This is a genomic window from Clostridium sp. DSM 17811, assembly GCF_018861905.1.
Classification (GTDB): domain Bacteria; phylum Bacillota; class Clostridia; order Clostridiales; family Clostridiaceae; genus Clostridium_AD; species Clostridium_AD frigoriphilum.
In genome coordinates, this window is sequence record NZ_JAHLDU010000022.1 from 15,810 (window position 1) to 35,679 (window position 19,870).

Annotated in this window: 13 protein-coding genes; all 13 read right to left on the bottom strand. The window is 30.0% G+C overall.

Translation table 11 applies throughout. The features are described 5' to 3' along the window. Positions 1-17: 17 nt before the first annotated feature. Positions 18-2,102 carry a chemotaxis protein CheA gene (locus tag KPL44_RS19685; protein ID WP_216253568.1) on the bottom strand — a complete coding sequence of 695 codons (2,085 nt, stop codon included), beginning with the start codon at positions 2,100-2,102 and terminating at the stop codon, positions 18-20. 102 nt (positions 2,103-2,204) lie between these two features. Then, the gene (locus KPL44_RS19690) at positions 2,205-4,580 is read right to left on the bottom strand and encodes a HAMP domain-containing methyl-accepting chemotaxis protein (protein WP_331702621.1); all 2,376 of its coding nucleotides are present in this window, start codon (positions 4,578-4,580) and stop codon (positions 2,205-2,207) included. Between the two features lie 64 nt (positions 4,581-4,644). Beyond that, on the bottom strand, positions 4,645-4,998 hold the full coding sequence (locus KPL44_RS19695; protein WP_152752073.1) for a response regulator: 354 nt from the start codon (positions 4,996-4,998) through the stop codon (positions 4,645-4,647). Between the two features lie 491 nt (positions 4,999-5,489). After that, entirely contained in the window at positions 5,490-7,673 is a 2,184-nt protein-coding gene (locus KPL44_RS19700) for a methyl-accepting chemotaxis protein (protein WP_216253571.1), read from the bottom strand. A gap of 355 nt (positions 7,674-8,028) precedes the next feature. Next, positions 8,029-9,021, bottom strand: coding sequence for an ABC transporter permease subunit (locus tag KPL44_RS19705; protein WP_216253574.1), 993 nt, complete (start codon positions 9,019-9,021; stop codon positions 8,029-8,031). Position 9,022: 1 nt separating this feature from the next. Further along, a complete protein-coding gene (locus KPL44_RS19710; RefSeq protein ID WP_253201857.1) occupies positions 9,023-9,946 on the bottom strand; it encodes an ABC transporter ATP-binding protein in 924 nt (307 codons plus the stop codon). 145 nt (positions 9,947-10,091) lie between these two features. Next, positions 10,092-11,402: a sensor histidine kinase gene (locus KPL44_RS19715; protein ID WP_216253576.1), complete on the bottom strand. Its 1,311-nt coding sequence runs from the start codon at positions 11,400-11,402 to the stop codon at positions 10,092-10,094. 35 nt (positions 11,403-11,437) lie between these two features. Beyond that, positions 11,438-12,163 carry a LytR/AlgR family response regulator transcription factor gene (locus tag KPL44_RS19720; RefSeq protein WP_253201858.1) on the bottom strand — a complete coding sequence of 242 codons (726 nt, stop codon included), beginning with the start codon at positions 12,161-12,163 and terminating at the stop codon, positions 11,438-11,440. Positions 12,164-12,454: 291 nt separating this feature from the next. Beyond that, the gene (gene gloA2, locus KPL44_RS19725) at positions 12,455-12,841 is read right to left on the bottom strand and encodes an SMU1112c/YaeR family gloxylase I-like metalloprotein (protein WP_216253579.1); all 387 of its coding nucleotides are present in this window, start codon (positions 12,839-12,841) and stop codon (positions 12,455-12,457) included. 130 nt (positions 12,842-12,971) lie between these two features. Then, positions 12,972-13,610, bottom strand: coding sequence for an ATP-dependent Clp protease proteolytic subunit (locus KPL44_RS19730; RefSeq protein ID WP_216253582.1), 639 nt, complete (start codon positions 13,608-13,610; stop codon positions 12,972-12,974). 121 nt (positions 13,611-13,731) lie between these two features. Next, positions 13,732-15,393 carry an ABC transporter permease gene (locus tag KPL44_RS19735; protein ID WP_216253585.1) on the bottom strand — a complete coding sequence of 554 codons (1,662 nt, stop codon included), beginning with the start codon at positions 15,391-15,393 and terminating at the stop codon, positions 13,732-13,734. Between the two features lie 2 nt (positions 15,394-15,395). Next, complete coding sequence (locus KPL44_RS19740; protein WP_407935021.1) at positions 15,396-16,181, bottom strand: ABC transporter ATP-binding protein; 786 nt, start codon at positions 16,179-16,181, stop codon at positions 15,396-15,398. Positions 16,182-16,428: 247 nt separating this feature from the next. After that, positions 16,429-19,455: a glycoside hydrolase family 2 TIM barrel-domain containing protein gene (locus KPL44_RS19745; protein ID WP_216253590.1), complete on the bottom strand. Its 3,027-nt coding sequence runs from the start codon at positions 19,453-19,455 to the stop codon at positions 16,429-16,431. Between the last annotated feature and the right edge of the window lie 415 nt (positions 19,456-19,870).

A 19,870-nucleotide genomic window follows, 5' to 3' on the forward strand; every position in this document is an offset into this window, starting at 1 on the left:
AACCACCTTTTTTTGTTTTATCTATCTAAAATTCCATTTACATCTATAATAAGACTTATATTACCATCTCCAAGAATTGTGCATCCAGCAATTCCCTTGGCTTTTTTAATGTAAGTAGGTAGAGCCTTAACTACAACCTGTTGTTCTCCAATTAATGAATCTACAAATAAACATGCTGATTTTGTATTATCCTCAATTAAAATCATGATCCCATTAGTTGATGATGTCACTTTTGTATTTATATCAAATATTCGATGAAGTCTATATATGGGGTATGCTTCTCCTCTTATCATTATCATTTCATTTCCATCACTATCTGCAATCACTTCATTCTCTTTTGGTTTAAATGACTCCTTAATTGATGTAATAGGTATTGTATATTTAGACATTCCAACAGCTACCTCAAGTCCATCAATTATTGCGAGTGTTAAGGGGATCTTGATAGATATTATACTTCCGCGTCCCATCACGCTTTCAATTGAAATGGATCCGCCAATACTATCAATGTTTTTTTTAACAACATCCATCCCAACTCCACGTCCTGAGTATTCTGTAACACTTTCATTAGTAGAAAATCCAGGTAATAAAATATTCGAGAAAATTTCTTTATCCGTTAGTTCCTCCTCAGGTCTTGTAACTAATCCTTGAAGTTTAGCCTTTTCATATATTTTGCTTTTATCAAGACCACGTCCATCATCACTAACAATTATAAATACATCACCGCCAGCATTTTTCGCCTCCAAGGTAATTTTTCCAATTGGAGGTTTGCCGGAAGCTATTCTCTCCTCTTTGTCTTCTATACCATGATCTAATGAATTCCGGACTAAATGCATAAGTGGATCTGATATATGATCAATTATATTTTTATCTACCTCTGTCTCCTCACCTATAATCTCAAGTTCAACATCTTTATTTAGCTTTTTACTCATATCTCTTACTATTCTATTCATTTTGTGAAAAGTCATAGAGACTGGCACCATTCTAATAGACATTACAACATCTTGTAATTCATTAGTAAGTTTTCTAAGTTGCCTAGAGGCTTTATTAAAACTATCTAGGGAAAGGCCCTCTAAATCCGGATTTTTTGTAACCATTGCCTCTGATATAACAATTTCACCTACTAAATCTAAAAGCATATCTAATTTAGAAATATTTACACTTATTATACTTTGTTGTTTTGATACTTTAGTAATATGCTCAACTTCTTTATTTGTATCTATTTGTTCTATTTGAATTGATTCTTTATCCCCCAAAAGCTCTACATTCTCTAAAGGCCCTTCAAGTTGAATTATGCTTTTTGCCTTTACCTTTTTAATTTCTTCTGGATATTCTTCCACTTGAAGAAGTTCCAAATCTCTTAAGAAAATAATTTCATTTAGTTTTTCTGCAATTTTTTCCTGCTCTATAGAGGTAGCAAATCCTATTAAAAAACCATTTTTACGGATAGCCTCTACACTTTCATTACTCTCTATTATATCTTCAGGAATGTAGTACATTTCTGATACTATATCCTTAAGATTATGAATTACAGTATATGCGCGTACATTTTCCATCTCACAACCATCTTCATAAAAAATTCTTACAGTGTATTTCTGTCTAGCCTCTAAATCCTGATTTGCATAAGTACTTATATAAAATTTAGTGTCTTCCTTTGGCTGTGGTGCTACTTCCTCTAAAGGAACACTATTAACTTCTTTCATAGTAATTAGAAGATTTGAACTTTTTAGCACTAATTCTTCACTAGATCCGTCAGCATTCTCATCATTTTCAATTTTTGAAACCTCATCTTTTATAAAGTCAATACCTAAGAGTACTAAATCAAATAAGCTTTCAAAATCTATATTTACTGCTTTATTTTCTCTAATAAAGTAAAATAAATCCTCAACCGAATGTGCTAAAACAGATATATTATTGAACATCATCATAGCTGATGAACTCTTTATGGTATGCATTATTCTGAAAATTTCATTTATTGATTCTGTATCAATGCTTTTATTTTTTTCACACTCAATACTAATTTCCTCAAGTTGTTCCATTAGTTGCGTGGCTTCAAAAAGATATATTTCAAGCATTGGTTCTCTAGTTGTTCCATCATCTGACATAAATATCCCCCCCCCCTGCCTTGCGTCGAATTATTACATTCTTTTTAATTAACCTTTTCAATTTTTTTCTTCATCCTTCATAATAGATTAATAATAATTGTTTTAATATTTTCCAAACTCTTCATTACTCAATGATATTTTGGGTTTGTTTTTAGCTACTGCCACCTCATCATAAGCAAGTGATTTATTTTTAAAACGAGTTTGATTCTTTCGTGATCCTAAAGATACTTCATTATAATTTGAAGCCATTCCTCTTTTTAGATTAAATTTCCCTACCATGCTCTTAAGTAATGAAGCTTGGCTTGATAGCTCCTCACTAGATGCGGCGCTTTCCTCTGCAGTTGCTGAATTAGTTTGAACAACATCTGAAACTTGCTCTATGCCCTTATTTATCTGATATATCGCAGTTGCTTGCTCATTTGAAGCCGCTGCTATTTCCCCAACTAAAGTAGCCGCCTTAGATACACCTACAACTATTTCATCAAGAGATTCTGCAGTATCATTAGCAATTTTTGTTCCATTCTCCACTTTCTTAATAGACCCTTCAATTAAATCTGCAGTTTCCTTAGCTGCATTAGTACTTCTTGCTGCAAGATTTCTTACTTCCTCTGCTACTACCGCAAACCCTTTACCATGTTGTCCTGCTCTTGCTGCTTCAACTGCAGCGTTTAATGCTAACATATTAGTTTGAAAAGCAATATCATCAATAACTTTAATAATTTTTGAAATATTAGAGGATGACTCATTTATATCCCCCATAGATTTAAGCAGCTCTTTCATATGAGAATTTCCAAGTACTGCTCCTTCTTTAGCATTAAGTGCCAATTCATTTGCTTGACTAGCATTAACTGCATTTTGTTTAGTCTGAGCTGCTACTTGTGTTATTGAAGCAGTTAATTCTTCTATTGAGCTTGCTTGTTCTGTGGTTCCCTGTGATAAGGCCTGACTACCATCAGATACTTGGTTAGATCCAGATAAAACCTCATCAGATGCGTCAGTAATACTTCCTAATAGTTCATTAAAAGCCTCTAAAGTATGGTTCAGAGAATCCTTTATAACTAAATAACTACCTTGATAATTACCATTCATATTAACAGCTAAGTCTCCATTTGCCATTTTTTCCAATACACCGGCAGCCTCATTAATTGGCTCTTCCATAGCATCCAGTGCCTTATTAAATCCATCTATAACTTCACGATATCCACCCTTAAATTTTGAGGAATCCCCTCTTGTCTCAAGATCACCTCTTGATGCGCAGTCTGCTATCATACCTGCTTCTGCTACAAGATCTTGAATTGTTGACATCATTACTATCATTGAAGGCATTAATTCATCGTTCTCAGACCTTTTGCCAACACTTATAAGTCCTTCAAGCCCTTTTATATCGCCAACAGATATTTCCACTAACAATTTTACTACAGCTGAAATCCTAGCATGAACAGAATTAATATCTTCTGCAAAGTCCTTCATAGCGCCTTTATAAGAGCCCGTCATACTCAAAGTATGATCATTTAATGCCATCTTTGCTAGTACTCTTCTAGATTCATTAATTGGCTCAGTAATTGTATCAAGAGTACTATTTACTCCTTCTACTATTTTTCTGTAATCCCCACTGTGTTTAGATATGTCCGCTCTTGTATCTAAATTACCCGCTACTGCTGCATCTGCTAGCATATTTGCATCACTTGTAAGTGATTTTATAGCTACAATTATTTTTTCAAATACTTTTGCTAAATCCCCCACTTCATCCTTAGTATTTATATCTACCTCAACATTTAGGTTACCTTCTGAAATATTATCTGCAGCTATTAGTAGTTTTTTAATTGAATTTCCTATTATCCTTGATATAAAATGCCCAAGTAATAACGATAAAATCACTGACAATGCAACGCTAATAATAAGTATTACTATTATTCGATTAGAAGAATTTTGTGCATCCTTAGTTAGTTGACTTCCAATTGTTAAATTCTGCTCTATATTGTCATCAATATTTTTTGCTGCTATTTCCCCGAGTGTTCCAGCTTCACTCTTTAATAATATATAGGCTTCTGCATTTTTATTATTAATAGCTAATGTTATAACCTTATCCCGAGAAGTGTTATAATCACTTATTGATTTTTCTAATTTAGCATAGTTTAAAAGTTCATCTTGAGTTTTTTCAGTTTTTTTAAACTCCGTCATATATTTCACTATTATTTCATCATTTACAACTATTTGATCTTGATATTTTTTATAATTAGTATCCTTAGTTTCTATTATAAGGTCCCTTGCAACTGTTCTAGTTTTTTGAAATGCTTCAGATATAAACCCTAATTCACCTTGTGAATTCCCATAATTAGTTATGATATTTTCCGATTTTGCTTGTGTTGCCTTAAGGCTAAAAATACCAACTATCCCTATTGAACCCGCAAGTACTGCAACTATAATAAATCCAAACGTTAACTTTTTACTAAGTTTCATATTATAAAACCACTGCACAGTCTATTCCCCCTCAATTATCCATGTTTGTGAAATTTTTCACTTTTAAAGGCTGATAATTCTATTAGAATTTACTAAAAGCTTTTGTAATTGTTTCCTGAGTAAAAGGTTTTATTACAAACCCCATTGCACCTGAAATTATAGCTTCTCTAACAATCGACTCTTGCCCCATAGCAGATATCATAATAACTTTAGCATTTTTATCAAACGCCTTTATATTCTTTAATGCGGCAAGCCCATCCATTATTGGCATTGTAATATCAAGAGTTATGATATCCGGTTTAAGAATCTTATATTTTTCTATCGCTACTAATCCATTTTCAGCCTCTCCAACTATTTCGAATCCACACTTTTCAAGCATACTTTTCAATGACATCCTCATAAATGTTGCATCATCTGTAATTAAAACTCTCTTCATAAAATCCATCCCCCACTAAATATTTATTATACTTTCAACATTTTTTCCTTTTTATTGTATATATTTCTACACAAAATACATCCATATTAATTGCAATTAACTACTATTACTCTTATTATATAGTTATACTGACATATTTCAACATATATCCAAACCTAAATTCCTTTATAATTCATCATTTGTTTACAACTTCTTATAATGATTTACCATCATCATATTCACTTATTCAGTAAAATATATTGAAAATTATAATTATTTTTATATTTTTTTACATTTGTTCCTAATTTATGTTTGAAAGTGTTTTCCATTATAATGCATGTAATCGTTTTAAACCGATTGCATTTACTAATATATATAGGAACTTTTGTTAAATCCCCCTCTGTAGTGCTGAAATATTATAATAAAAAATAAGCAAGTTAATTAAAATGGCACCTACAGACTAAACACTTTAAAAAGTATATTAGCTATAGGTACCAGTTTAAATTTTCTGCTTATTTTATATTAAATGCATTTACAATTTCATTTAGATTGCCAGCTGAATGCGAAAGTATTTTTGATGCTTGTTCAACTTGTTTTGTTTGTTTTAAAGTAGAACTTATTAATTCTGAAACTATTTCACTCCTATCACTATTTTTAGAAGTATCCTTATCAATCTTAGCTGCAAATTCACCAATATTTTCTTTTATCACACTTATTTCATCTGCTTGAAGTTTAATTAGCTTTGTAATTGACTGAACATCAATAGTTACAAGTGTAATTTCGCTTTGAATCTTGTTAAAAGCTTTCATAGATTCAGAGACATTCCCACTTTCTTCCTCTATCTTTGTGCCTATGCTACGCACATTATTTATTGTAATTTCTGTTTCTTTTTGAAGTGAGGAGATAAGTCTTCCAATGGATACTACAGCTTCTGCGGATCCACTTGCAAGTTTTGATACCTCTTGTGCAACAACATTAAACCCTTTGCCAGCTTCACCTGCACGAGCAGATTCTATGGATGCATTTAATGCTAACATATGCGTTTGGTTACTAATACCACTTATTACACTAGTTACTTCTGTAATTTCCTCTGAATATTTTTGTAAAACGCTTATACTCTTAAGTGTATCTTTCATACCAGCTTCTAAATCCTTCATGCTAATAATAACATCTTTAGACACCTGCGTACTTGAATTAGCATAATCATTAGTGTCTTGTATTTTAACACTTACATTTGTAATTAATTCATTCATATCATTAATTGAGTCTGAAATATGGTTAAAATTATCATTTGTACCTTTGAAGATTTCATTTTGTTTCTTTGATGAAGATAAAAAATGAGATATAGATTTTTCTATGGTACTCGTATTTTTTTGAACATTTTCAGACAATGCAAGCAGTGAATAAGCAGACCCAGATGAATCTTTTGAAGCTCTTCCCATTCTCTTAATAATTGTCATCTGATTATTAACGAATTTATTAAACCATGTCGCAAGATCTCCAATTTCATCATTTGATAGTTTACCAACTCTAAGCGTTAGATCCCCCTCACCTTCAGCTATTTCTTTCAAAATAGAAATGGTTGAATTTAATGGTTTAACTACTAATTTTTTTATAGTGTAACTTAAAAATAAAGAGATAAGAATCCATACCAATACTAATCTTGGCAGTGCATATGAATTATTAGATAATGACAATAAATAATTTCCAAATATAAATACTGCACTTACAAGTCCTGATAACAGTGGTAACTTAAAGTTTAAGCTCTTAAAGTTATAAATTTCAGAAATATCACCTTCACACATCATACCCCACGTTTCACCACAATTAGGAGGTTCTATAATTATACCTTTTCCACCAACTAATATATGTCTATAATCAGGATAGCCTGGCCATGTATTTAGATTTTCTCCATTTTCAACAGTATTTTTAACTCCAAGATGTAATTCTGAACTTTCAGGATCATTAAAAATAATTTCAAATTCTGTGTGTTTTTCTATTTTTATACTACCCCACTTTTTTGTTTTTATACCTTGCTTTAAGTTCTCTCCTAAAGTAAAAGTATCGTCTTCAAAACGACTTCTAGAAATCGCTGTACCCATTGGAACTTTTCTATTTGATTTCAGCATAAAAATGTAATTATCTCCGGATTCCTTATAGATATGTGTATCCTCATCTTGTATAACATCCGACATTACATCATTAGGAATTCTACCACAAAGTACACCTTTTCTACCATTATGTTTATTCTCAAAAGGCAAGGAGAACATTAAAGTAACCTCATCAGAAAATTCAGAATTAAAGTTTCCAATTTGCTGAGTATCAATGTCAATGTAGGGACCATACATCAGAGGTTTATTTTCCATTCCCTCAATAAAATTAGGAAGAGATTTCATTTCTTTTTTCAGATTCAATGTTGACGTAGATATAATATTAACTCCATCCTTATTAAGGATGAATAATTCTGAAAAATCTTGAAATCGCAACCTTTTTTTCTCTAATAATTTTGTTAATTCCTTAAAATCAATTTCATTTTCATCAAAATAAGCCAAAAGGGAGTCCCTTGTAAGTTCAAGCGCAATCCAAGTATCTTTAAACCAAGTTTCCAAAGCTTTTTTCCTTCCTTTAGCAATCCCTTCGAATATTTTTTCTGAATTTATTCTCAATCTTTTATTGTGAAAATTTGAAAAAATCATAATATCCCCCCATAATCTTTAGTTTAAATTATATATGTTTCTAATTGTACAATAAAATGTAAAATTCATCAATAAAAATTTCCAATAAGTCCTTATATTTACTCATTAATATGATTAATATGTTTAATATTGTACATATATCCAGTTTAGGTGTAGTAATTGCAAAAAAAACATATGGAGGTATCTACAGGACTCAAAAGTTTATTAGCAAATATAAAACTTAATAAAAAGAAGAATAACATCTTTGCCCTTATGGCAATTTGTTATCCTTCTTTTTAATTTTTCATTATTATCTTTTAAAATATCTATACTTACCATTTCATCCTTAAGGATTCAATCATTTTTCTTAAAATATTTAAATGTCTCGTTTTTCAAAAACATAATAACCCACAAAAGCGAATATTATGGAATATATAATGGATAAACCTAAAGCAAAAGCAAGTGTTGTTCCACCAATAGATGAGCCTAAAGTAACATATCTAGAGAAATTAGACATTCCAAGTGGAAGATATTTACCCCAACTAAAATACATAGCTACCATATTTATTATAGAACTACCAACGAAAAGCAAAAACAGTGAAAATCCTGTAGCTATTGATCGAGAACGAGATATTGCTGAAATTGCGAACGCTATTATTACATATACAAGTACTTGAACATAATCAAGTAAAAATACAATAATTGTTTTTAATGCGGCCGGAATATACATTATACTACTACTTGTCCATAACATTTCCTTAGCACCTATTCCATTGAACCCAAATAATACTCCCATCATTATAAAGTTCAATAAAAATGTTGCTACCAAAAGTTCAAGGCCATAAATTATTGTAGCTACTAATTTTGCAGAAAGAATTTCATAACGTTTATAAGGCCTTGATATCATCATTTTCATTGTACCTTCTGAAAATTCGCCTGCAACTAAGGCTGAACACGCTATTATTACAAAAAGCGCAATAAGTCCACTATAACCAGCATTAGCAGAAAACTCTGTACTTCTTGTCCAAACACTCTTTTGTGATTCTGGTTTTATATTATTACTAATTCTGTACTCACCTTCAGCGATCCCCTTTTTAAGTGATCCCGTAAATGCTTTTTCCACATTTTTCTTACCATCCTCAGCCTGTTTTAACTGAACTTTTTGAAGTACCACATTAGCTTGCAATTCTTGTTTCCAATTTTGCGAAACCTTTACTTCATTTGGAACCTTCTGAGATACAGTATAATATTTATAAATACCCGCTGCTGCCAATATAAGTATAATCATTATTAAAAACATTACTTTCGCAGAAACTCTTTTCCACAATTTTGTATTTTCTATTGAAACAAGTGTAAAAAAACTACCCATTTTATTTGCCCTCCCCTGTAAGCTTCATAAATACATCTTCAAGTGATTGTGTCTCTTGTTTATCCATACCCAAAATAGCAATACCAGCAGTTGTTAATGTTGTAACTATTTCAGGTATACGCTCCTTGGTTGTTTCAATATGTACTCCATCACCTAATAGACTACTATTTATATTAATGCTTGTTAGAAGTGAAACTGCCCTATCATTATCATCAGATTCTAATACAATAATTGTTTTATCATCTTCTTTAGTCATGTTAAGGAGTTCTTCAACTGATTTTATAGTTATAATTTTACCTTTATTGATTATTCCAACCCGGTCACACATCTGCTGCATTTCTCCTAAAATATGACTAGATACAAGTACTGTAAGTCCAGTCTCTGATGCCAGCTTTCGAAGTAGCACACGCATTTCCTTAATCCCTGCTGGATCAAGCCCATTTGTAGGTTCATCAAGTATAAGAAGTTTAGGACTATGTAGTAGTGCTTGGGCAATTCCTAAACGTTGCTTCATACCTAACGAGTAAGTTTTTACTTTGTCATTTATCGCTCTCTCAAGGTCCACAATTTTTACTACTTCATTGATTCGTGATTCATCTACACCTTCATATATTTTAGCGAATATCTTAAGATTATCCATACCAGACATATATTTATACATGTCTGGATTTTCAACTATGCACCCAATATTGCGCATTGCTCCTTTAAAATCATCTTTCACCGAGCATCCGCCAACGTAAATACTTCCCTCAGTAATTTTTGATAACCCAACAATCATCTTGATAGTAGTAGATTTTCCAGCTCCATTAGGTCCTAGAAACCCAAATATTTCTCCCTTTTTAAGTTCAAAACAAATATCTGAAACTATTGTACGCTTGCCAATTATTTTTTTAAGATTATCGATTTTTAATACTTCATTAATCATAATATGCCTCCTTTTGTAACTTCACCTTTAAATTTTACTATACTTTTTATATAAAACAAGATAAAATTCCCGTAACGTACATTTTTCCTCATAAACGGAATAAAAAAGCAAAAAAAACAGTGCCACCCAAATGGCGAGTTGAAAATCAAGAACTTATTTTACTTATCTTCGAGTTTTTACTTCTTTTAGATATTTGGTTAAATGACATTTTAAAAACAGTATAATCATCTTCAAATGATAGTTGAATATCACTACCCTTTTTTTTAGCTATTTCTTTAATATTGAAAAGACCATAACCTCTATTATCACCTTTTTTAGTTGAAAATCCTCTTTTAAATATATTTTCTATATTATCTGGTTTTATTGTTCTTCCACTATTCTTAACCTCTACAATATTATCATTTCCTTCTTCACATATATTTAATATAACAGTCTTATCCTTCGTACCATTTTTAACAGCTTGAAAAGCATTATCAAGCAGATTATTTAGTATATCTGAAATTTCATAATCATTCAGACTATTATCCAATGAATTATTTGTAACATTAAATAAGAATTTTACATTTAATCTATCTGCATCACAGAGTTTATTGTATATTATAGCTTTTATTATAATATTGTCTATATATATGATATCTTCTATAATATCATTTGAATATTTAAGTGACATAATATACTTTCTTAATTCATTTTTAACTTCCTTTTCACTACTTACTTCTACTATTGCATTTATAGTGTTCAAATGATTTTTAAAATCATGTTGTCTTCGCCTTGTCTCCTCTACTATATCAAGTAATATAGGCTTGTACATGTTTTGAACTTCTAAAACCTTTTTATCCTCACTTATTTTAATAATATAATAATATAAAAATATATTTAACGATATCATCGATACTATAATAAAAATGTATACTAAGAGATTATCTAATATTATGTTTTTATTATATTCCCATATAAATTTAGAAAAGATAATATATAACCCTAAATTAATTGCAAAATAATATAGTATCTTAGAATCCACTTTCATAATTTTCTTTGCTATTTTACTAAAGTTACATCTCGTTATAATAATGGCACAAACTAATTCTATCAAAAGAAAAACGATTCTCATTACATATTTTCCAGAATACGGAAATCCAATTAAATTTGCACAACTAATTATAATTATTTGTAAAATCATATTTATACACGATAATACAATCAATTCTACTATTGTCCTCATATATGATCTCTTATAAATAATCTTTATTAAAATTACCATACTCATATACCTAATAAAAAAATCCACATAAACATTTGTTTTGTTTATTATGATAAGTATAATTATTTCTATTAGTATTACAGATAAATTCTTTAACAAATTATTTTTGTCCTTAAGACAAAATTGCGACCATAATAACATAAATATAAACAATTCAATAAAACTAACTAAGGCATATTGTAGCACAACTATCATACCATACTCTCCTTTTCATAACAAATTCAATTTAATTACTGAAATTGTTCCATTATCGTATTTTTGAATTTGTAACCTAAAGGAGCATTTTCATCATAATTTTCGAAATAAATTGCACTCAATTTACTATCCACATTCTCTATCTTCTTTATATAGTTAACGTTCACCGCAAAAGATTTATGACACTGAACTATATTATTACAATTTATAATTTTAAGAATTTTACTAAGCGGTAAGTTATTAACTTTAAAAATGCCATTTACTGTATGTATCATACATTTACGAAGATACACCTCTATAAAAATAGTCTCATCAACATATATTTTTACATTGACACCACTTTTAACTTCAATTATTACATATCTTTTTACTTCGGACTTTTCATTTGTTTTTTCAATATGCGCTTTAAAGTGTTTTGTCATGTTTACTACATCTGACATATTATATGGTTTTAGAATATAATCATAACAATGCACTTCTTTAAATGCCTTAGTTAAATATTCGACATGAGTTGTTAAGAAAATAATAAAACTAAACTCATATTTTGGTATCTTCCTAATCTCTATTGCGAAATCTACTCCAGATGAACTGTTTAAACATATATCCACATAAAAAACATCTATACTATAGATGCTTGTAATTTCCAAAGCCTCATCTTTATCAGCAGATTCATATATATTTATACCTTTATCTATTTGCTGTATCATCATTTTCAAACTTTTTCTCTGCAGCATATCATCCTCTACTATTAACACATTCATTGGTATCCCCTTTAATCATGGTGCCACCCATGTGGCAAGTGGCAAGTCGAAATTTAAAACTTAATACTCACCATAGTCTTATTTTATAACAATATCATTATATCATAAACTTTTGCTAAATTAGATATATATTGTCACATTACCAATTAAAAATGCTCTTATATAATAGAGATGATTAATATGTTTCATAACTTATTGTTTATCATTTATTAAAAAGATCCCTAAATTTTTATTTTTAGGGATCTTTTTATTTGTACATGTAACCTAATTAGCTATTTTAATCTTTTATTTCTATTTTTCATATAATTCTATAGGTAAATCATCTGGATCACTAAAAAAAGTAAATCTTTTCCCCGTAATTTCATCAATTCTAATATCCTCAGTAATAACATTTTTATCATTTAGTTCTTTTATACTCTCATCTATATTGTCTACCTCAAAAGCAAGATGCCTTAATCCTCTTGCTTCAGGGTAACTAGGCCTTCTTGGTGATTGCTTAAAAGAAAATAATTCTATTTGATAATTCCCAGAAACACATAGGTCAAGTTTATATGACTCTCTATCTTTTCTGTATACCTCTTTAATTATATCTAACCCTAAAATATTAACATAGAATTTTTTAGACCTTTCATAATTCGAACAAATAATAGCTATATGATGAATTTTATTTAACTTCATTATTAAACCTCCTTTTTTCTATAATACTTTTCTTATACTTTAAATAATAGCTTGTCCCATTATATTTATAACTCTGAAATACCCAATAGTCGAGCATCCCCTAGTTATAAATATTTTCAATATAATGTAGCTAAAATATCTCTTCTAAATCCGTTACAATTTTATCCGCAAGTCCGAGTGTAATGATTTCATCAGACATTAACCACCAATCTTTTCTATAATTTTTTGCATAGAGCTTATCTGTAATATTTGTATTTGCGACAATAAAATCTTTAACTCTTTTCTCTTGTCTTTGAGTAAATTCAAAATTATCTAAAACTTTATCCGTATTACCCATAGCCCCTGTACTACCAGAATGGATTAGTGCTGTTGTATCCTGAAACACATATCTGTGGCCTTTTGAACCAGCAAGTAACATTAATCCACCCGAACTGTACGTCTTTCCGAGGCCTATTGTATACACTGGTGTTTTAGAAAGTTGTATAACATTTATGAAATTGAGCACCGCAGGTAATTCACCTCCATTAGAATTTATAAAGATCTTAATTGGAGTTCTCTCCTCAGGCGATTTACCTTTATCTTGTTTATTCCACTTTATAATCATTAATGAAAAATCAACCAAACTATCATCAATATCAAAATTCCAAAAAATTTCTCTATTTCTAGTCCTCTCATAATAATCTAAGGTTTCTGGGTCTGGTAGATTCATTTTTGTTAATTCCTTAACCTCATCATCAAAAAATATATCCCAGTTTTTATTTGCGCTCATAATTCCCCCTGCTTCCTTCATATTATTAAATCGTATATTATATTATATGTATGCGGATATTCTTTTCCACATTCAACCTCATATAAATATATTTTATTTTTATTAGTCTCCTCTTACAATTTTACATTTCTATATCCTTCCAACTTACATTAAAACTAGTTTTCCAGAGAATTACATTAGCTATTAAAAGCACTATTCCATAGACACATATAAATATTATATTATTTCTAATAGCTATATGAATTCCAGCAAATATGCCAAGTAGCAAGCTAGTTACTATCGATGGCAATATAAGTTTTCCACTATCTGTTGTTGCAAATTTTACACTAAACGGCATTGCCTTATTTGATAATTTAAAATACACTAATGATAATATTAATAGAACTAAAAACATTACAACTAAGTCTATAATTATCAATGGACCTTTTAGTATTAAGAAAACAATAGAATCCAATAAATAAAGTGGTATTATAAGTTTAAATATAGTTCCTTTTACTGCTCCTTTTAATATTACTCCCGGATTCTTTATTGGTAATACCTTGTATATAAAAGCTCCCTTAAAACTATCACTATTATTTATAAATGCTGTACAAAAACATAATAAGAATATACTTATATATATTAATAAATGAATCTTTCCACCAAAACCATTTTGAATATTATCCAGAAGCGATTTATCATTTCTGTCCATAAATACAAATAGAACTGGCATAAACACTGCCATTGCAAGGGTTGGATATACCTTCAGCTTTAGGCTTCGTTCTGTAGCTATCATATTTTGAGTGAATTTAAACATACTCTTTTCAATATTATCCTTGCATACAATCCCTGCTATAAATTCTTTTCTATTTTCACTCCTTCTGCTTACAGTTCCTCCTTTAGCATTTAATTTTTGAAGGTTCTTTTCAAAATATGGTACTACCTTTTTTAAATAAAGCACAATTAAAACAATTGGCCCCACTACCGCAAGTACTAGTAAGTACATTAATATAGGTTGCTTATTACCATCTATCAATATTCCAAATGGTGCTGCAAACCACATGGATGGTAATATTACATGCCAGAGCTTAGGTATATATTCACTATTCATATTAGAAACATTAAAAACTCTAGCAACTAATTGATATCCAAATGCAAATACAAAAGCTAATAATATTTGGAAATAGTTTATTATATCCTTTAGTTTTTCTCCATCAAAAAGCTTTAAAACTATGGTATATAATAAAGATGTTAAAGTTATAACTATTAAAACCGAAAGAATATTTTCTATAAAAAATATTACGAAAAATAAAGCCCCATATTTTATTGTACCAATAACAAGGGGGATTAAATTTAATGACAGCGAGAGGCCTGCTAAATATATACATATATGAGTGGTTTTTGCTGCATTAAAGGTTTTATTATCAATAGGTTTTGGTAATAATATACTTTTCTCGGTTACATCTAATAATACTGCTGAAAAGTCAGATATCATAAGTGAAATCATCATAAATAAATTTATACCTATTACAATATTTGTAGCTTTCATTGCAGGCATATCACTATTCATTATTAGACCAATAAAAACACTTATGAAAGCATTAAACATAAGCAAACTCAAATAATTATTTTTATCGCGGCTCTCGCCACTCTTTTTGTTTTTTCCCATGACATTGCTTACCCGCCTGCCATCCATTGTTAATTTTACCTTTAGAATCATTCTCATAACTTTATAGTTAACTCCTAATTTTACATATATAAATTGGAATTTATCCAATATCTTAAGAACCGTGAAATTTTTCATACCTACACCTCTTCAACCAAAGAAACAAATTCTTCAGCAATCGCTGTATGCTCATTAAACCCTGTTAACTGATTAAATATCTCCTCAAGTGAACCCTCCATTTGATTATTATTTAGTTCCTCAAAACTACCATCAGCAACTATTAGTCCAGCATTTAATAGTATTATTCTATCACTTACCTTTTCTACAACATCCATTATATGCGATGAATAAAATATTGTTTTCCCTCCCTTTGCAAGAGTTTTCATAACCTCTTTAAACACCATAACACTATTAGCATCCAGTCCACTTAACGGTTCATCAAAAAATAATATATCAGGGTTATGAATTAAACTACATATTATAAGTAGTTTTTGCTTCATGCCTTTTGAATATGAGGATATTCTAGAATTTATAACATTGTCCATTGCAAATAGTCCCATTAGCTTTTCCGATCTCTCTATAAGTTTTTTCTCTTCTAGACCATATATTCCGCCTAAAAAGCTTATATACTCATAAGCAGTTAAATTTTCATATATATCAGCAAGTTCTGGTACATAACCTATTTTCTTTTTATACTCTATACTTCCATTACTAATATCTTGTCCGAGTATTTCAACCGTTCCAGAGTATCCTTCTAATATACCTAACATTATTTTTATAGTAGTGCTTTTACCAGCACCATTAGTCCCTATATATCCTATAATCTGGCCGCGAGGAATCTCCAAATTTATACCATTAAGCACTAACTTGTTACCATATCTCATCTGTAAATTTTTTATTGATATTATACTTTCCGAATTTTCCATCATTCCCACCCCTTAAAATGTTTTATATGTTTATGTTCCTTATTATACTACATAATTTTGTAACTTAAATATAAGAACTTTTTATAATATGCAAATTCTTTTGCATTTATAGTCAAATTATTATATTTGAAAACATTTTATTGTAATACTATAAAAAAATAAAAAACCCCTATACAATGTTAAGTATCAAAGCCTAACAGTATAAGAGGTTTTTAAATGAATCAATTAAATTTGTTGTTTACATTCACTATTCTAAACATTTTCTCATTACAAATTCAAAGTTAATATCCTTTGAAGAATCTATAAGATATTCTTTATGAACTGGTGCTCCCCAGCTATCATCCCCACCAACTCCCATTTGCTTTGCTGCAATTGTAACTACTGTATAGTTAACTTTTGGTAGTTCATTGTGATGATATGCATTTTGAAGCTCGCATGCTGTATATGGAGATACTCCTAATTCAAATGGTACCTTGCTTGCTTCAAACTCAATACCAAATCCATTTTCATCTTTTATCTTAGCCCATCTAACTCCAGTATGGTTTCCACTTTCCTGAGGTACTATGTACCCAGAAACATTTTCTTTTACTGATTTCTCGAAAATTCCAAGTGTTGCTCCATGAAGCCTATCCACATAATTTTCTTCTGGTCCCTTACCATACCACTTGAATTTATCATAATCCGAGGATAATTTAAATGCCATTCCAAATATAGGAAGCTCAGGCATTCCTTTAATACCTTTATAATCGCAGCTTACTTTAATTTCACCATTAGAATATACAGTATAGGCTATCTTAACTTCAGCCTGTGTTGTTGCTAGAAGTGCGTATGTATATTCTACGATAATGCTATAATCATCTTGAATTACCTGTACATCGATGCAACTTTGGAACATACTTGCTTGAAGCCATTGTCCACACCTAAATCCATGATTAGTTCCCTTATCATTATCCGTCATAGCTCTCCAATAAATAGGCATTGGGGCCCTAGTTATCATTTCTATGCCATCATATCTAAGAGATACCATTCCACCTTCTTGTTTTGAAAATAAGACACTAAAATCATCATTTTTAACTCCAATATTTACATCTCCATTGACAACTTCAATCTTAGTTAACTTTTTAGTGTCAATAGTTCCCTCCACATCAAATACATACTGATCAAATGCTACCACATGCAAAGCCTCTGCCCAAATATTATTATTCTTAAGCTTAAATGAAACATTCAAAGCATATTCCCCGGAAGTTTTCACCTGCGGAAGTTTAAACCTTACATATTTTTCTTCACAAGGTTTAACAATAACTGTTATAAAGTCCTTGTAGATTTCTTTTCCATTAAGATCTAGGCAGTACTCTAAAATGTAATCTGAAGTATCTATAAACAGATTTTCATTTTTAACCAAAACTCCATCTCTGCCAGTAATTAATTTTATATTTTGATAAAGCTTTTTTACTTCGCTAACCTTTGGAGATGGTTTTCTATCTGCATAAACTATACCATCTCCACAGAAGTTGTAATCCGTTGGTCTATCATCAAAATCGCCTCCATAAGCCATAACTTCCTGATTAAACTTATCCTTTTTAATTAAAAACTGATCAATATAATCCCAAATAAAACCACCTTGGTAAAGCTGATATTTGTTTTCTAACTCCACATATTTATGCAGTGCTCCACAGGAATTTCCCATAGCGTGCATGTATTCGCAGCTTATATATGGTTTTTCTGGAGCATTATTTAAGTACTCTTCAATTTCAAAAACCTTAGCATACATTCTGCTTTCCATATCGCTAGTTTCGTTAAAGCTCCTATCCCAAAATATACCTTCATAATGAACTAATCTTGAAGGATCTTTTTCTCTAAAATACTTTGACATCTTATATATATTTTCTCCACCAAAGGATTCATTCCCACAAGACCATATTAAAATGGACGGATGATTTTTATCCCTTTCAAGCATAGACGTAGCCCTATCAATTACAATGTCTAACCACTGTTTTTTACTGCCAGGAATAACCCAATCAGGTTTGATTTTACCCATTTTTTGCCAAGATCCATGAGTTTCGAGGTTTGTTTCATCTATTAAATATATTCCATATTCATCACAAAGATTATACCAATGTGTTTGATTAGGATAATGAGAAGTTCTCACAGCATTTATATTATTTTGCTTTAAGAATTTTATATCCCATAACATATCTTCTTTAGTAATAGCTCTACCTTTTCTACAGTTAAATTCATGACGATTTATGCCCTTAAACACTATACGTTTGCCATTTATGGTCATAATCTTATTTATCATTTCAAAACTTCTAAATCCAACCTTTTGGCTGACCACTTCCACTACTTTTCCATCAGTTCCTCGAATTAAAGCAAATAATGTATAAAGATATGGATTTTCAGCGCTCCAAAGCTCTACGTTATTAACATTTAAAGATAATGATATGCTCGTTGTTAAAGATGTTCCTATTTCTTTTGCTACCACTATTCCATCTTTATCCATAAGTTCTAAATCTATGGTAGAATTAATTTCTCCCTTTATTTTTAAATCTAGATTTAAAACTGCATTTTTATAAGACTTGTCTAAGTTTGTTTTCACAAATAAATCTTGAATATGAGTTTCTGGAACAGAATATAAGTACACATCTCTAAATATTCCCGAAAAACGCCAAAAGTCTTGATCTTCTAGCCAACTTCCAGTAGATCTCTTATACACCTCCACAGCCAGCTTATTTTCTCCTTCTTTAATAAACTTAGTTAAATTAAACTCTGCTGGAGTAAAGCTATCCTCGCTATACCCTATAAATTCACCATTTAACCAAAGATAAAATGCATTTTCCACTCCTTGAAAAGAAATATATACAGGTCCCCCTTTAATATTTTCATCAATATCAAAATACTTTACGTAACTTCCCACTGGATTATATTCTTTAGATACCTTTGGTGGTAATAACTCACTATGCCCATCCCAAGGGTACATGGTATTTATATATTGGGGTTTATCATAACCTTGAAGTTGTATATGTGCAGGAACTTCTATATCCTTAAAGCAATGACAATCAAATTCAGGTTCATAAAAATCTTTAATTCTAGAGCTTGGATTTACCGCAAAACTAAACTTCCAATTTCCATTCAAACTTTGACGAAGATTCATTTCACCAATTGACTCTTCTTCTTTTGTCAAATAATATTTATGATCTGAATGAGCCTCAATTCTGTTAACAGCAAAAACTGATGTATCAGAAAGCCAATCTAAACTTGGTATTTTAAAATTCATAATTTCATCCCCTACTTTCTATTGATAAATACATATTAATAGCTTGATGAAATAATAAGCTATTAACATCATTAAAATTCTACTACAGAACAGATAAAACATTTTAAGCTTATCTTTATAAAAACCTTTACATACATTGTAAATAAAAATATTTCCCTATCTTGTTACTGATTCTATATAGATGTCTATATTACTAGATGACTTTTTTCTTATTTAATATATAGAATAAGAAAAGGTTTTCTATACATTAATTACATACTATCAAATATTATGTAGAAATGCAATGTTTTTTAACACGTTTGTACTTTCAAGATAAACTGTCCAAGATTTCAAAAAAACATAATGTTAACAGATAAACCATTGAAACTCTATTGCATGAAGCATGCTAAAAATCTTGATTGCCGATTATAAAATT

Bases quoted from the DNA above. Each gene is read 5' to 3' on its own strand.
- KPL44_RS19695 (WP_152752073.1), bottom strand. From the start codon at position 4,998: ATGAAGAGAGTTTTAATTACAGATGATGCAACATTTATGAGGATGTCA.
- KPL44_RS19745 (WP_216253590.1), bottom strand. From the start codon at position 19,455: ATGAATTTTAAAATACCAAGTTTAGATTGGCTTTCTGATACATCAGTT.
- KPL44_RS19740 (WP_407935021.1), bottom strand. From the start codon at position 16,181: ATGGAAAATTCGGAAAGTATAATATCAATAAAAAATTTACAGATGAGA.
- KPL44_RS19710 (WP_253201857.1), bottom strand. From the start codon at position 9,946: ATGATTAATGAAGTATTAAAAATCGATAATCTTAAAAAAATAATTGGC.
- KPL44_RS19730 (WP_216253582.1), bottom strand. From the start codon at position 13,610: ATGAGCGCAAATAAAAACTGGGATATATTTTTTGATGATGAGGTTAAG.
- KPL44_RS19720 (WP_253201858.1), bottom strand. From the start codon at position 12,163: ATGAATGTGTTAATAGTAGAGGATGATATGCTGCAGAGAAAAAGTTTG.
- gloA2 (WP_216253579.1), bottom strand. From the start codon at position 12,841: ATGAAGTTAAATAAAATTCATCATATAGCTATTATTTGTTCGAATTAT.
- KPL44_RS19685 (WP_216253568.1), bottom strand. From the start codon at position 2,102: ATGTCAGATGATGGAACAACTAGAGAACCAATGCTTGAAATATATCTT.
- KPL44_RS19715 (WP_216253576.1), bottom strand. From the start codon at position 11,402: ATGATAGTTGTGCTACAATATGCCTTAGTTAGTTTTATTGAATTGTTT.
- KPL44_RS19705 (WP_216253574.1), bottom strand. From the start codon at position 9,021: ATGGGTAGTTTTTTTACACTTGTTTCAATAGAAAATACAAAATTGTGG.
- KPL44_RS19700 (WP_216253571.1), bottom strand. From the start codon at position 7,673: ATGATTTTTTCAAATTTTCACAATAAAAGATTGAGAATAAATTCAGAA.
- KPL44_RS19735 (WP_216253585.1), bottom strand. From the start codon at position 15,393: ATGAAAAATTTCACGGTTCTTAAGATATTGGATAAATTCCAATTTATA.